Here is a 14,853-nt window from a genome sequence, read left to right as displayed (position 1 = left end):
TTCACGCTGTGGGGAAAGCGTAAGCGACGGAAATCTTGAGACTTTAGGCTCAAGATTTAGTCATGAGATTCCAAAGGAAGCTGCTGACGTCCGCCCCACTTAAGTGGAACATCAACAGAAAGGAAAATTAAACAATGATCGAACGATACTCTCGCCCAGAGATGGCGAACATTTGGACTGAAGAAAATAAATACCGTGCTTGGCTTGAGGTGGAAATCTTGGCTGATGAAGCATGGGCTGAGTTGGGAGAAATCCCTAAGGAAGATGTGGCTTTGATTCGCGAGAAGGCGGATTTTGACATTGACCGTATTTTGGAAATCGAGCAGCAAACTCGTCACGATGTGGTTGCATTTACACGTGCGGTTTCTGAAACGCTTGGTGAAGAGCGTAAGTGGGTTCACTATGGTTTGACTTCTACAGACGTGGTGGATACGGCCTATGGTTACCTCTACAAACAAGCCAACGACATCATCCGCAAGGATCTTGAAAACTTCCTCAATATCATCGCTGACAAAGCGAAAGAACACAAGTTCACCATCATGATGGGGCGTACCCATGGTGTGCACGCTGAGCCGACAACTTTCGGTCTCAAATTAGCGACCTGGTACAGCGAAATGAAACGTAACATCGAGCGTTTCGAGCATGCAGCTGCTGGTGTGGAAGCTGGTAAGATTTCTGGTGCGGTTGGTAACTTTGCCAACATCCCACCATTCGTTGAAAAATACGTCTGCGACAAATTGGGTATCCGTGCCCAAGAAATCTCGACACAGGTCCTTCCTCGTGACCTTCACGCTGAGTACTTTGCAGTTCTTGCGAGCATCGCAACTTCTATCGAGCGTATGGCGACTGAAATTCGTGGTCTTCAAAAATCAGAACAACGTGAAGTGGAAGAGTTCTTTGCCAAAGGTCAAAAAGGTTCTTCAGCTATGCCTCACAAACGTAACCCTATCGGTTCTGAAAACATGACCGGTCTTGCGCGTGTTATCCGTGGTCACATGGTAACAGCTTATGAAAACGTAGCCCTTTGGCATGAACGTGATATCTCTCACTCATCAGCTGAGCGTATCATCGCACCAGACACAACCATCTTGATTGACTACATGCTCAACCGTTTCGGAAACATCGTTAAGAACTTGACAGTCTTCCCAGAAAACATGATCCGCAACATGAACTCTACATTTGGTTTGATCTTCAGCCAGCGTGCTATGTTGACTTTGATTGAAAAAGGCATGACACGTGAGCAAGCTTACGACCTTGTTCAACCTAAGACAGCCCAATCATGGGATAACCAAGTAGACTTCAAACCACTTCTTGAAGCAGATCCAGAAGTAACATCACGCCTCACTCAAGAAGAAATCGACGAAATCTTCAACCCAACTTACTACACCAAACGTGTGGATGAAATCTTCGAACGTATCGGTTTGGGTGACTAATGACAACAATAAAAAGCGAGATTGTATCTCGCTTTTTTATTTGTGCTTAATCTTTTTTCTTGCTAAGTCCATAAGCTGTGAGTGCAGCCATCAAACCTGTAGCAATCAACCATTCTGAACTTTGACTTCCTGTTTCAGGAAGTTTATATTCTTTGGCTGAAGGGGCTTCGACTTGAGCAGCTTCTTTGTTTTCTTCTTTTTCAGATTCTATCTTCTTAGCTTCTTCAGTTACTTCTGATTTTTCTGGAGCGACCTCGTTTTTAGCAGGATCTTCTACAGCAGGAGAAGGAGTAGCTTCAACTTTTGGAGCTTCAGTAGTTGTAGTTGCTACTGGAGCAGTTGGAGCTACATTTTCTGTTGATGGAGCAGTCTCTAATTTTTCTTCACTCGTTTGTGGAGCGGATTCTCCATTAGTTTGGACAGTAGGCCGATCCTCTGTTGTGACAGGTACAACTCCGTCAGCCGCAACAGCCTGGGCTTGAAAAGCAAATCCAATTAATACAGACGCTGCTCCGATTGCGTACTTACGAATAGAGAAGCGCTATTTGTTTTCTGGTTTCATTAAAAACCTCCTTTTCGCATTTTTGATAGGGTTTTCACATGCTGGCTTTATTGTATGTTCAAATAAAAATAAAGTCAAGTTTTTGAGGAAATTACTATAAAAAATAGAATAAATTATAAATTAAGATATATTTTCCAAGTTTTGACTATTTTTTAGTAAAAAGGTTACTAATTATAGAATTGTTTGAAATGCTATTTTCAGGAAAGGGAGCTGATGCTATAATGGGTATATAAAAAACCTGAGACAGTTGTCTCAGGCTTTTAAACATTAGTGACCACGGTCACAAGAGATGAATTTAATTTTGTAGAAATCAGAACGTTTATAAGTTTCGATGTATTCCAAAACTTGACCAGTTGCTTCAAGCTTAGTTGTCCTAGTTTGGAAAACAGTTGGGAATTGAGTGTCGATTCCTAGGATGGAAGCGGCATGTTCTGGAGTTGGAAATACAATTTCATTAATTTCTTCAAAATGCTCGTCATTCATGTGAATGTGGTAGTCCAATTTGAAACGAGTATAGATAGAACTATAGTATTCAAGGTTTGGATAGTTGGCATTGATGTATTGTTCAGGGATGTATGAACTATGATAGATATAGGTGATGCCGTTTGTTTCACGAACACGTTCAATCTTGTAGTAGAATTGATCACCACGTAGGCCGAGCTTTTCTAGATATTTAAGATCGTTCCCGCGTTCGATAGAAAGAACGGTTACCTTATCGTCTTTGGTCTCGAAGATTTCTACATCAGAAAATTCAACGAGTTTATGCTTGCGAGCACGAGCTACGAATGTTCCTTTACCTTGTTGACGAACAATGTATCCGTCTTTAGCAAGGTCATTCAAGGCACGAACTACTGTGATTGAACTAACATCATACATGGAAATCAATTCTGCTTCAGTGTAGAATTTATCTCCACTAGCAAATTGACCAGAAATGATCTTATTTTTCAATTCATCTTTAATGTATTGATACTTTGGAATTGCCATATTTTCACCTCATTTTTTCCTTCTCCATTTATGATTTTAACATAAAATCGAAAAAAAGAGTAGAAAAGCACTGGAAAAATTTAAAATATCGGAATAAGAAATTAGAATACATATAAATAATTTGTGTTTTATTCCTTATTTTTGCTTGTTTTTTCAAAATGTTGATTTAACGGGCTTTGAGAAGGTTTTTAGAAAAGATTCAGTAAAAAAATAGAAAAATTTTAAAGAAAATTTCAAAAGGTATTGACATTAACCCCCGATTAGTTTATAGTTGATATAACAATACATGAAAGCGCAAACTTTTTCGTTTTTAGGGGAGGAAGAATGGCGAGATTTGAAATTAAAGATGATTTCTATCTGGAAGGAAAACCATTCAAGATTTTGTCCGGTGCCATTCACTATTTTAGAGTTCCTGCGGAAGATTGGCATCATTCATTGTATAACCTCAAGGCTTTAGGTTTTAACACAGTTGAGACGTATGTTCCTTGGAATATGCATGAACCTGCTGAAGGAGAGTTTAACTTTGAAGGAAATCTTGATTTAGAGAAATTTCTTCAAACTGCACAAGATCTGGGCTTATACGCAATTGTACGTCCTTCTCCATTTATCTGTGCAGAGTGGGAATTCGGTGGTTTACCTGCATGGCTCTTGACCAAGGAGATGAGAATTCGATCGTCTGATCCAGCTTTCATTGAAATGGTTGGGCACTACTATGATCAGTTACTTCCACGTCTAGTTCCGAGATTATTGGAAAACGGTGGGAACATTCTCATGATGCAAGTCGAAAATGAGTATGGCTCATATGGTGAAGACAAGACCTACTTGAGGGAAATTCGACGTTTGATGGAAGAACGAGCAGTTACTTGTCCGCTTTTCACATCAGATGGTCCATGGCGAGCAACTCTTAAGGCAGGTACCTTAATTGAGGATGATCTCTTTGTGACTGGGAACTTTGGTTCCAAAGCTACTTATAATTTTTCACAGATGCAAGAATTCTTAGATGAGTATGGCAAGAAATGGCCACTCATGTGTATGGAATTCTGGGATGGCTGGTTTAATCGTTGGAAAGAACCTATCATCAAGCGTGATCCAGAAGAATTAGCCCAAGCAGTTCGCGAGGTTTTGGAGCTAGGCTCTATCAACCTTTACATGTTCCACGGTGGAACAAACTTTGGTTTTATGAATGGTTGCTCAGCTCGAGGAACGATTGATTTACCACAAGTAACTTCTTATGATTATGACGGTCTTTTAGACGAAGCTGGAAATCCAACTGCTAAATATTTCGCAGTGAAGGAGATGATGGCGACTCACTATCCTGAGTATCCGCAATCTGAGCCACTTTACAAGGAAAGTATGGAAGTTGAAGCAATTTCGCTAGTCGAGAAAGTTTCTCTATTTGAAACCTTGGATGACCTATCAAGTCCGATTGAAAGTCTCTATCCAAAGAAAATGGAAGAACTTGGGCAAAGTTATGGCTACCTACTCTATCGTACAGAAGCTAGTTGGGATGCAGATGAAGAACGCATTCGAATTATTGATGGACGAGATAGAGCACAGCTCTTTGTAGATGGCAAGTGGATTGCTACTCAATACCAGACAGAAATCGGCGAAGATATCTTTTGTCAAGGAAAAAAGAAAGCGCTCTCCAACATTGATATACTCATTGAAAATATGGGACGTGTCAACTATGGGCACAAATTCTTAGCTGATACCCAGCGAAAAGGAATTCGCACAGGTGTTTGTAAAGATTTGCATTTCTTGCTCAACTGGAAACAATATCCGCTTCCGCTTGATAATCCTGAGAAGATTGATTTTTCAAAAGAATGGACAGAAGGGCAACCTGCCTTTTACGCCTATGACTTTGAAGTTGAGGCACCAAAGGATACCTACCTAGACTTATCTGAGTTTGGGAAAGGGATTGCTTATATCAATGGACATCATCTAGGTCGTTTCTGGAATGTCGGTCCAACCTTATCGCTTTATATTCCGCATAGCTATCTCAAGGAAGGTGCGAACCGCATCATTATCTTTGAAACAGAAGGGGAGTATAAGGGACACATACATTTAACTCGTAAACCTACACTCAAACACATAAAGGGGGAAAACTTATGACAATTGTAGGATGCCGTATCGATGGGCGCTTAATTCACGGACAAGTCGCAAACCTTTGGTCTGCTAAACTTAATGTTTCACGTATCATGGTCGTTGACAATGAAGTTGTGAACAACGACGTTGAAAAAAGTGGCTTGAAACTTGCAACACCACCAGGTGTAAAACTTAGTATTTTGCCAGTTGATAAAGCAGCAGCGAATATCCTTGCTGGTAAATATGATAGCCAACGTCTCTTGATTGTAGCACGCAAACCTGATCGTTTTCTTGGTTTGGTTGAAGCAGGCGTGCCACTTGAAACAGTCAATGTCGGCAACATGTCTCAAACACCAGAAACTCGTGCTATCACACGTTCTATCAACGTTGTAGATAAAGACGTGGAAGATTTCCACAAATTGGCGGAAAAAGGTGTTAAACTTACTGCTCAAATGGTTCCAAATGATCCAGTTTCAGACTTTTTGAGCTTATTAAAATAGGAAAAATTTTTAGGAGGTCATTGTTATGATACAATGGTGGCAAATTTTACTTCTCACTTTGTACTCAGCTTATCAAATCTGTGATGAGTTGACGATCGTTTCTTCTGCAGGTTCGCCTGTATTCGCTGGTTTCATTACTGGTTTAGTCATGGGAGATTTGACAACTGGTTTGTTTATCGGTGGTAGCTTGCAGTTGTTCGTACTTGGGGTAGGTACCTTCGGTGGTGCTTCTCGTATCGACGCAACTTCTGGTGCGGTTCTTGCGACTGCTTTCTCAGTTTCACAAGGAATCGAAACAGACCTTGCGATCACTACAATCGCTGTACCAGTAGCAGCACTTTTGACTTACTTCGACGTACTTGGTCGTATGACTACAACATTCTTCGCTCACCGTATTGATGCTGCGATCGAACGCTTTGACTATAAAGGAATCGAACGTAACTATCTTCTTGGTGCAGTTCCTTGGGCTCTATCTCGTGCCCTTCCAGTATTCTTCGCTCTTGCTTTCGGTGGAGAATTCGTACAAGGTGTTGTAAACCTTGTTAAAGAATACCAATGGGTTGCAGACGGTTTGACTCTTGCAGGTCGTATGCTTCCAGGTCTTGGATTCGCTATCTTGCTTCGTTACCTTCCAGTTAAACGTAACCTTCACTACCTTGCTATGGGATTCGGTTTGACAGCTATGTTGACTGTACTTTACTCAAACGTAACAAGTCTTGGTGGAGCAGTTGCTGGAATCATTGGCACTCTTCCTGCTGAAGTTGCTGAAAAAATTGGCTTTGTTAACAACTTCAAAGGATTGTCTATGATCGGTATCTCTATCGTGGGTATCTTCCTTGCAGTTGTTCACTTCAAGAACAGCCAAAAAGTTGCTGTAGCAGCACCTTCTACACCATCAGAAAGTGGGGAAATTGAAGATGACGAATTCTAATTACAAATTAACAAAAGAAGATTTTAATCAAATTAACAAACGTAGCTTGTTCACTTTCCAATTGGGATGGAACTACGAACGTATGCAAGCATCAGGTTACCTTTACATGATCTTGCCACAATTGCGTAAAATGTATGGAGATGGAACTCCTGAGTTGAAAGAAATGATGAAAGTTCATACTCAATTCTTCAACACTTCACCATTCTTCCACACAATCATCGCTGGTTTTGACCTTGCCATGGAAGAAAAAGATGGCGTTGCCTCAAAAGACGCGGTTAACGGTATCAAGACAGGTTTGATGGGACCATTCGCTCCTCTTGGAGATACAATCTTTGGTTCACTTGTACCTGCTATCATGGGATCTATCGCTGCAACAATGGCTATCGCTGGTCAACCTTGGGGTATCTTCCTTTGGATCGCAGTTGCAGTAGCGTATGACATCTTCCGTTGGAAACAGTTGGAATTTGCATACAAAGAAGGGGTTAACCTTATCAACAACATGCAAAGTACTTTGACAGCTTTGATTGAAGCTGCATCTGTACTTGGTGTATTCATGATGGGTGCTCTTGTAGCAACAATGATCAACTTTGAAATTTCATACAAATTGCCAATCGGTGAAAAGATGATTGACTTCCAAGACATCTTGAACTCAATCTTCCCACGTTTGCTTCCAGCAATCTTCACTGCATTTATCTTCTGGTTGCTTGGTAAGAAAGGTATGAACTCTACAAAAGCTATCGGTATCATTATCGTGCTTGCCTTGGCTCTTTCTGCCTTTGGTAAATTTGCACTTGGAATGGGCGCATAATTTATGACTAAATCATTGATTTTAGTGAGTCACGGTCGTTTTTGTGAAGAACTTAAAGGTAGCACAGAAATGATTATGGGACCACAAGACAACATTCATGCGGTGGCTCTTCTTCCAGAAGATGGACCAGAAGAATTTACTGCAAAATTTGAAGCTGCTATTGAAGGATTGGATGATTTCCTAGTCTTTGCAGATCTTCTTGGTGGAACACCATGTAACGTGGTGAGCCGTCTGATTATGGAAGGTCGTGACATTGAACTTTATGCAGGAATGAACCTTCCAATGGTTATTGAATTTATCAATGCAAGCCTAACAGGCATTGATGCGGACTATAAGAGTCGTGCTTCAGAAAGCATTGTGAAAGTTAATGATTTATTAGCTAGCTTCGATGACGATGAAGATGAATAAGATGGAACAGAACGTCTTATAGAGAATATACATGGGAATGGGAGCAGCTCCCATTCCCATGTTTTCAATCAAGAAACAATATTAGATTAGAGGTTTTCAATGCTAGATTATACAAAAGAAGATTTGCTTGAGTTGGGAGCAGAGATCACTACACGAGAAATTTATCAACAACCAGATGTTTGGAAGGAAGCTTTTGAATCTTATCAAGCCCGCCGTGATGAAATTGCAGCCTTTTTGCAAGGAATTGCAGATAAACATGACTACATCAAGGTTATCCTGACTGGTGCTGGGACTTCAGCTTATGTAGGTGATACCTTGGTTCCATACTTTAAGGAAGTCTATGACGAACGTAAATGGAATTTCAACTCCATTGCGACAACAGATATTGTTGCCAATCCACAAACCTATTTGAAAAAAGATGTAGCGACTGTTTTGGTATCATTCGCTCGTAGCGGGAACTCACCTGAGAGTGTGGCAACAGTTGACTTGGCCAAGGCTTTGGTTGATGAACTTTATCAAGTAACAATCACATGTGCGGCTGAAGGGAAATTAGCGCTCCAAGCACACGGTGATGTCCGCAACCTCTTGCTTTTGCAACCAGCGGCTTCTAACGATGCTGGATTTGCCATGACTTCTAGTTTTACCTCTATGATGTTGACAGCTCTCTTGGTCTTTGACCCAACTGAATTTGCTGTTAAGGCTGAACGTTTTGAAGTACTAACTAGTCTTGCTCGTATGGTTCTTGATAATGTAGCGGATGTCAAAGAATTGGTAGACCTAGACTTTAACCGAGTGATTTACTTAGGTGCAGGTCCATTCTTCGGTCTTGCTCATGAAGCCCAACTCAAAATTTTAGAGTTGACTGCTGGTCAAGTTGCGACTATGTATGAAAGCCCAGTTGGCTTCCGTCACGGGCCAAAATCTCTTATCAATGAAGATACAGTTGTTTTGGTCTTTGGTACTACGACAGACTATACTCGTAAGTATGACTTAGACTTGGTTCGTGAAGTTGCAGGGGACAAAATTGCTCGTCGTGTTGTTCTCTTGAGTGACCAAGCCTTTGGCCTTGAGAATGTTAAGGAAGTGGCGCTTGGCTGTGGTGGTGTTCTGAATGATGTTTACCGTGTCTTCCCTTATATTGTTTACGGTCAGTTATTTGCTCTTTTGACTTCGCTTAAAGTTGGCAACAGACCTGATACACCATCACCTACAGGTACAGTAAACCGCGTCGTTCAAGGTGTTATTATTCACGAATTCAAATAATAAGGAGAGAAGGATGAAAGCATACACAGAACGTGTATTTGGGAAAGTGGATGGCAAGGATGTCCTAGCCTATCGTTTTGAGACGGATGCTGGCTATCAACTAGAAGTCATGACTTACGGTGCGACAATTCTACGCTATGTAACTCCTGATAAGGCTGGTAATTTTGCCAATGTCATCCTAGGTTTTGATGATTTTGACAGCTATGTAGGTAACAGTCCTAAACATGGAGCGACTGTAGGTCCAGTTGCAGGTCGTATCGCAGGTGCGACTTTCGAATTGAATGGAAAAACCTATAAACTCGAAGTCAACAACGCTAGCAACTGTAACCATAGCGGTTCAACAGGTTGGGATTCTAGTTTGTTTGAGCTAGTTGAGGTGAGTGACCATGGCTTGACTCTTTACACAGAAAGAACAGACGGTACAGGAGATTTTCCTGGAAACCTTAAAATCTGGATTAGCTACCACTTGGAAGAAAATGGTGCTTACGAAGTTAGTTACAAGGTGACGACGGACCAAGATACCTTGGTTAATCCGACCAACCATAGCTACTTTAACCTGTCTGGTGATTTCACTCAAACGGTTGACCGCCATGTCTTCCAATTGAACACAGAAGGCATCTATCCAATCGCTCCAGACGGTGTGCCCGCTAAAACTCCGGATGCTAATCGTGATGTGGTCAAGCATATCTACAATGGAGCTTTGCTTAAGGATATTTTTGCAGAAGATGATGAACAAATCAAACTCGTATCTGGTTTGGATCATCCATTTGCTCTTCCTGTAGGACATGATAATGCTGGTTTCCTCTATGACCAAGGTTCAGGTCGCTTCTTACTCTTTAAAACAGAAGCTCCTTGCTTTGTAGTCTACACAGCAAACTTTGTCGATGATAGTGTCATTATCGCTGGTCAACCAATGATTCAACATAATGGGATTGCTCTTGAGGCGCAAGCTTTACCAGATGCTATTCATAGTGATCTGAAAGATCAAGTCATCCTCAAAGCAGGTGAAACTTTCACAAGCAAAACACGTTACGAAATTGTCGTTAAATAAAAAAATTCTCTGGAATCATAAGATTTCAGAGAATTTTTTATTATTCTTCATCTTCATCTGGTGTGAGAATCATCGGGATGATGATTGGTTCACGTTCAGTGTTTTCGTATAGGAATGGTCGAATAGCGTTGACAATGGCACCATTGACAGACTGAATGCTGGCATCTTTGTTTTTCAATGCGATACGAATAGCGTTGAAAAGGATACGTTGACTTTGACGAATCAAGTCACCAGACTCGCGCATGTAGACAAATCCACGGCTGAGGATATCTGGACCTGAAATAATCATTTGAGACTTGAAGTCAACGGTTGCGACAGCAAGGACGACACCATCTTCGGATAGATCGCGACGATCTTTTAGGACTGCTGCACCGATTTCACCGATACGATTACCATCGACGTAGATATCCTGAGCATTGAAATGACCTGCGATACGAGCAGAGTTTGCGGTGAGGGCAAGCACATCACCATTGCTCATGATAAAGATATTGTCCTTCTCTACTCCAGTATCTACAGCTAGTCCAGCGTGAACTTTCTGCATACGATATTCACCGTGAACAGGCATGAAGTATTTTGGTTTAATGAGGCGGAGCATGAGTTTTTGTTCTTGCTGACCACCGTGTCCAGAGGTATGGATGTTATTAACCTTACCATGGATTACTTCAACACCAGCTTCAGAAATGATGTTAATCAATTTGTTAACGCTAGTGGTATTTCCTGGAATTGGGCTAGATGAGAAGATAACGGTATCACCAGGTTGGAGTTGTACCTGACGGTGGGTTCCGTTAGCGATACGAGAGAGAGCCGCCATAGGTTCACCCTGGCTACCTGTACAGAGGATAAGAATCTCACTCGCAGGGTAGTCTTTAATTTCATTTGGCTCGATGAAGGTCCCCTTAGGAGCCTTGATGTAGCCAAGTTCAATCCCATTGACAATGGCTTTCTCCATAGAACGCCCAAAGACAGCGATTTTACGCCCAGTCTTAACAGCAGCTTCTGTTGCTTGTTGGAGACGGAAGATATTTGAGGCAAAGGATGCAAAGATGATACGTCCCTCGATACCTTGGATAATCTTCATGATAGACTGACCAACGACCTTTTCAGAGTTTGTAAAGGTTGGCACTTCAGCATTTGTCGAGTCAGAGAGCAAGCAAAGCACTCCGTCTTCACCTAGGGCTGCCATACGGTGCAAGTCTGCAGGTTCACCAACAGGTGTAAAGTCAAACTTGAAGTCACCCGTACAAACGATTTTCCCTTGAGGGGTGTGGATGACAATTCCCAAAGGTTCTGGGATAGAGTGAGTAGTTCTAAAGAAAGTTGCCTTAAGATTTTTAAAGGTCAACTCAGTGTTGTGGTTGATTTCGTGAAGTGTAGCGTTGCGCAAAAGTCCGTGCTCTTCGAGTTTGCCACGGATCAAAGCAAGAGCTAGAGGTCCTGCATAGATAGGGATATTTGCTTGCTTGAGCAAGAACGGAATCCCTCCGATATGGTCCTCGTGTCCGTGGGTAATCAAGAGAGCCTTGACGCGGTCGATATTTTCGACAATGTAAGAGTAATCAGGGATAACGTAGTCGATACCAAGAAGGTCATCCTCAGGGAATTTAATCCCTGCATCAACGATGATGATTTCGTCTTGGTATTCGATCCCGTATGTGTTTTTACCGATTTCTCCTAGACCACCAATGGCAAAAACGCCTACTTCTTCTGGTTTAAGAGTATAGGCCATATTAGAACTCCGTAATTTCGAATGCGCCAGTTTCTTTTTCGTAGTCAAGTAGTTTGTCAGATAAGAGTTCGATGTATTCTACGTTATATTCTGGGCGGTTTTTTTCAACAAGTTCACGGGCAATAATGCGTCCTTCAAGTTCTGAACTAGCATCGATGTCTAAGTAAAGTGAGCGTGTTGTTTCACGACGTGGGCTACGGTCTTTAGTTTCTTGATAAAAAACTTTGTAAATCATGTGTTTCCTTTCTGTTTTCAGGTCAGCTGTATTCAAAAAATTACCAGCTTGAAGCTGTTTGTTTCCATTTCATTTTCTGTCTGGATTGACCTTGATTCGTTACAATTATCTCAATTATAACATAAAAAGGGGAATTAGTAAAAGCAGGAAACATGAAAGCAAGGAGCTTAAAATGCGTTTCATTTTACCTTGTATAAGTATTTGAAGGCATCAGATGCAAGTGCTATAATAAAGTTAGAAAAGAGGTTTTCCTTGATTAAGGAGGACTAGCTATGCTTGATTTTGTGTTTCACCTATTTGGATGGAGATTCTACATATTGCTGCAACTGCTCTGGCTCCTTTTGAGGCTATTTGCTCCTTTTCATTAGATGATGATTTTGAAATATTTGCCTTTAGAATTGGAGAAAGGAGGCTCTCTATGTTTCAACTAGCTATTGTCATTCGTCTTCTGGCCTTTGCGGTATTTGTTGCCTGTGTTTACGGTGGCAATTTACTATTTCTTCGTCTAGAACATAGAAAACTAGCTGTATATTGGAAAATTCTCTTTGTAACACTGTATTCCATTTTCCTCCTTCTGGTGACCTATGTGGTCTGGCTTGTGTTTTACTTCGGATTGAATTCTTGAGTGCTTGTCCTGTCTATTTGGCAGGGCAATTTTGTTTCAAAACTAAGAAAATTCCCATGCGGGGGCTTTTGTAGTATAATAGTAAACAGACAAAAAGATAGGAATGTGTTATGAAAGTATTAGCATTTGATACGTCTAGCAAGGCTCTGTCTCTAGCCATTTTAGAGGACAAGCAGCTTCTTGCCGAGACCACAATTAATATCAAGAAAAATCACAGTATTACCCTTATGCCAGCCATCGATTTTTTGATGACCTGTCTAGATTTGACACCAAAGGACTTGGATCGAATCGTTGTGGCAGAGGGGCCTGGTAGTTATACTGGCTTGCGAATCGCAGTAGCAACTGCCAAGACCTTGGCACATACCCTGAACATTGAGTTGGTGGGGATGTCTAGTCTTTTAGCTCTAGTACCAAGCCAGCAGGAAGGTCTGGTGGTCCCTCTGATGGATGCACGTCGTAATAATGTTTATGCAGGGTTTTATGAAAATGAAAATCCTGTCCTTCCCGAAGCCCACTTGTCTTTTGCGGAAGTTTTAGAGCAAGTCAAGGATGCTGAACAGGTAACCTTTGTAGGTGAAGTGGGAGTCTTTGCTGAGCAAATCCAAGAGCGTTTACCACAGGCTAACTATCAGGAAACCTTACCAAATGCAGCGAATCTAGCCCTCTGGGCTTGGGACAAGGAAGTCGACTCTTTGCACGATTTTGTACCAAACTATCTCAAACGTGTCGAAGCTGAGGAAAATTGGCTCAAAAATCACACTGAGTCTGGCGAATCTTACATCAAACGCCTATGATTGAAATCAAACGAATCCAACAGCAACCTGACTTGGCACAGGCAATTTACGCTGTCATGACGGATGTTTACCCAGTTAGCCCTTGGAACTTGGAACAAATCCAAGCAGACCTATCTCAAGGTCAGACCTGGTATGCTCTTGCTTTTGATGGGGTAGAAGTGATTGGTTTTCTAGCAGTTCAGGAGAATTTTTTTGAAGCAGAAGTCCTGCAAATCGCTGTCAAGAAAGCCTATCAAGGACAGGGGATAGCATCAGACTTGTTTGCAACTTTACCGACAGACAAGGAGATTTTCCTCGAAGTCAGAAAGTCAAATCAACGAGCACAAGCATTTTACAAGAAAGAAAAAATGGCGGTCATCGCTGAGAGAAAGGCATACTACCATGATCCAGTTGAGGATGCCATTATCATGAAGAGAGAAATAGATGAAGGATAGATATATTTTAGCATTTGAGACATCTTGTGATGAGACTAGTGTCGCCGTATTGAAAAACGACGACGAGCTCTTGTCCAATGTCATTGCTAGTCAAATTGAGAGTCACAAACGTTTTGGTGGCGTAGTTCCTGAAGTGGCTAGTCGTCACCATGTCGAGGTCATTACAGCCTGTATCGAGGAGGCATTGGCAGAAGCAGGGATTACCGAAGAGGACGTGACAGCTGTTGCCGTTACCTATGGACCAGGCTTGGTCGGAGCCTTGCTAGTTGGTTTGTCAGCTGCTAAGGCCTTTGCTTGGGCACATGGCCTTCCCCTGATTCCCGTGAACCACATGGCTGGTCACCTCATGGCGGCTCAAAGTGTGGAACCCTTGGAGTTTCCTTTGCTAGCCCTTCTAGTCAGCGGCGGACACACAGAGTTGGTCTATGTTTCTGAAGCTGGTGATTATAAGATTGTTGGGGAAACGCGTGATGATGCAGTTGGTGAAGCCTATGATAAGGTCGGCCGTGTCATGGGCTTGACCTATCCAGCAGGTCGTGAGATTGACGAGTTGGCTCATCAGGGGCAGGATATTTATGACTTCCCTCGTGCCATGATCAAGGAAGAAAATCTGGAGTTTTCATTCTCAGGTTTGAAGTCTGCCTTTATCAACCTCCACCACAATGCCGAGCAAAAGGGAGAAAGCTTGTCCAAGGAAGATCTTTCTGCTTCCTTCCAAGCAGCAGTCATGGATATTCTCATGGCAAAAACCAAGAAGGCCTTGGAGAAATACCCTGTTAAAACCCTAGTCGTGGCTGGTGGGGTGGCAGCTAACAAAGGATTAAGAGAACGCTTAGCAGCTGAAATCACAGACGTCAAGGTCATCATTCCACCTCTGCGACTTTGCGGAGACAATGCGGGTATGATTGCCTATGCCAGCGTCAGTGAGTGGAACAAAGAAAACTTTGCAGGCTTAGAGCTAAATGCCAAACCTAGCCTGGCTTTTGATACCATGGAATAAAGAGTTAGCCTAGG

Annotated in this window: 16 protein-coding genes and 1 pseudogene; 13 read left to right on the top strand and 4 right to left on the bottom strand. The window is 42.0% G+C overall.

The window, feature by feature from the left end; all coding sequences use genetic code 11:
• Positions 1 to 134 precede the first annotated feature (134 nt).
• Positions 135 to 1,433 carry an adenylosuccinate lyase gene (gene purB, locus GOM46_RS08125; RefSeq protein ID WP_003013885.1) on the top strand — a complete coding sequence of 433 codons (1,299 nt, stop codon included), beginning with the start codon at positions 135 to 137 and terminating at the stop codon, positions 1,431 to 1,433.
• A gap of 46 nt (positions 1,434 to 1,479) precedes the next feature.
• Here the strand turns inward: purB and GOM46_RS08120 are convergent.
• Positions 1,480 to 1,542 (bottom strand): annotated as a pseudogene (locus GOM46_RS08120) (YSIRK signal domain/LPXTG anchor domain surface protein); the annotation flags it as partial.
• A gap of 76 nt (positions 1,543 to 1,618) precedes the next feature.
• On the opposite strand from GOM46_RS08120, the gene GOM46_RS08115 reads away from it, so the two are divergent.
• On the top strand, positions 1,619 to 1,915 hold the full coding sequence (locus GOM46_RS08115; RefSeq protein WP_235083562.1) for a hypothetical protein: 297 nt from the start codon (positions 1,619 to 1,621) through the stop codon (positions 1,913 to 1,915).
• 347 nt (positions 1,916 to 2,262) lie between these two features.
• Here GOM46_RS08115 and GOM46_RS08105 read toward each other — a convergent pair whose 3' ends face one another.
• Complete coding sequence (locus GOM46_RS08105; RefSeq protein ID WP_235083561.1) at positions 2,263 to 2,979, bottom strand: GntR family transcriptional regulator; 717 nt, start codon at positions 2,977 to 2,979, stop codon at positions 2,263 to 2,265.
• A 324-nt stretch (positions 2,980 to 3,303) separates the two neighbouring features.
• Here GOM46_RS08105 and GOM46_RS08100 point away from each other — a divergent pair, with 324 nt between their 5' ends.
• From GOM46_RS08100 to GOM46_RS08070, 7 genes are all read left to right on the top strand, one after another.
• Positions 3,304 to 5,091 (top strand): glycoside hydrolase family 35 protein, encoded by a 1,788-nt coding sequence (locus tag GOM46_RS08100; RefSeq protein ID WP_235083560.1) that lies wholly within the window; start codon positions 3,304 to 3,306, stop codon positions 5,089 to 5,091.
• Complete coding sequence (locus GOM46_RS08095) at positions 5,088 to 5,564, top strand: PTS system mannose/fructose/N-acetylgalactosamine-transporter subunit IIB (RefSeq protein WP_006149635.1); 477 nt, start codon at positions 5,088 to 5,090, stop codon at positions 5,562 to 5,564. The genes GOM46_RS08100 and GOM46_RS08095 overlap by 4 nt, the downstream gene beginning before the upstream one ends.
• 25 nt (positions 5,565 to 5,589) lie before the next feature.
• Complete coding sequence (locus tag GOM46_RS08090; RefSeq protein WP_016466413.1) at positions 5,590 to 6,495, top strand: PTS mannose/fructose/sorbose/N-acetylgalactosamine transporter subunit IIC; 906 nt, start codon at positions 5,590 to 5,592, stop codon at positions 6,493 to 6,495.
• Positions 6,482 to 7,303: a PTS system mannose/fructose/sorbose family transporter subunit IID gene (locus GOM46_RS08085; protein WP_006149591.1), complete on the top strand. Its 822-nt coding sequence runs from the start codon at positions 6,482 to 6,484 to the stop codon at positions 7,301 to 7,303. Before GOM46_RS08090 ends, GOM46_RS08085 begins: the two co-directional genes overlap by 14 nt.
• 3 nt (positions 7,304 to 7,306) lie before the next feature.
• Entirely contained in the window at positions 7,307 to 7,711 is a 405-nt protein-coding gene (locus GOM46_RS08080) for a PTS sugar transporter subunit IIA (protein WP_006149628.1), read from the top strand.
• A 99-nt stretch (positions 7,712 to 7,810) separates the two neighbouring features.
• On the top strand, positions 7,811 to 8,974 hold the full coding sequence (locus GOM46_RS08075) for an SIS domain-containing protein (RefSeq protein WP_235083559.1): 1,164 nt from the start codon (positions 7,811 to 7,813) through the stop codon (positions 8,972 to 8,974).
• A 13-nt stretch (positions 8,975 to 8,987) separates the two neighbouring features.
• On the top strand, positions 8,988 to 10,025 hold the full coding sequence (locus tag GOM46_RS08070; protein WP_235083558.1) for an aldose epimerase family protein: 1,038 nt from the start codon (positions 8,988 to 8,990) through the stop codon (positions 10,023 to 10,025).
• Between the two features lie 40 nt (positions 10,026 to 10,065).
• Here the strand turns inward: GOM46_RS08070 and rnjA are convergent, their stop codons facing one another.
• Both rnjA and GOM46_RS08060 read right to left on the bottom strand, forming a co-directional pair.
• Positions 10,066 to 11,751 carry a ribonuclease J1 gene (rnjA, locus tag GOM46_RS08065; RefSeq protein ID WP_006149607.1) on the bottom strand — a complete coding sequence of 562 codons (1,686 nt, stop codon included), beginning with the start codon at positions 11,749 to 11,751 and terminating at the stop codon, positions 10,066 to 10,068.
• A 1-nt stretch (position 11,752) separates the two neighbouring features.
• Positions 11,753 to 11,986, bottom strand: coding sequence for a DNA-dependent RNA polymerase subunit epsilon (locus GOM46_RS08060; RefSeq protein WP_006149645.1), 234 nt, complete (start codon positions 11,984 to 11,986; stop codon positions 11,753 to 11,755).
• Between the two features lie 418 nt (positions 11,987 to 12,404).
• Between GOM46_RS08060 and GOM46_RS08055 the strand changes: the two genes are divergently transcribed.
• The 4 genes from GOM46_RS08055 to tsaD all read left to right on the top strand — a co-directional run bounded on the left by GOM46_RS08055 (position 12,405) and on the right by tsaD (position 14,839).
• On the top strand, positions 12,405 to 12,611 hold the full coding sequence (locus GOM46_RS08055) for a hypothetical protein (RefSeq protein ID WP_235083557.1): 207 nt from the start codon (positions 12,405 to 12,407) through the stop codon (positions 12,609 to 12,611).
• A gap of 110 nt (positions 12,612 to 12,721) precedes the next feature.
• Positions 12,722 to 13,405: a tRNA (adenosine(37)-N6)-threonylcarbamoyltransferase complex dimerization subunit type 1 TsaB gene (gene tsaB / locus GOM46_RS08050; protein ID WP_235083556.1), complete on the top strand. Its 684-nt coding sequence runs from the start codon at positions 12,722 to 12,724 to the stop codon at positions 13,403 to 13,405.
• Entirely contained in the window at positions 13,402 to 13,839 is a 438-nt protein-coding gene (gene rimI, locus GOM46_RS08045; protein WP_235083555.1) for a ribosomal protein S18-alanine N-acetyltransferase, read from the top strand. Before tsaB ends, rimI begins: the two co-directional genes overlap by 4 nt.
• Positions 13,829 to 14,839: a tRNA (adenosine(37)-N6)-threonylcarbamoyltransferase complex transferase subunit TsaD gene (gene tsaD, locus GOM46_RS08040; protein WP_235083554.1), complete on the top strand. Its 1,011-nt coding sequence runs from the start codon at positions 13,829 to 13,831 to the stop codon at positions 14,837 to 14,839. The genes rimI and tsaD overlap by 11 nt, the downstream gene beginning before the upstream one ends.
• Positions 14,840 to 14,853 lie beyond the last annotated feature (14 nt).

Source organism: Streptococcus infantis (assembly GCF_021497965.1).
Lineage (GTDB): Bacteria > Bacillota > Bacilli > Lactobacillales > Streptococcaceae > Streptococcus > Streptococcus infantis_B.
Note: the sequence above shows the minus strand (reverse complement) of the source record. Positions and strands in the feature narration are given on the sequence as shown.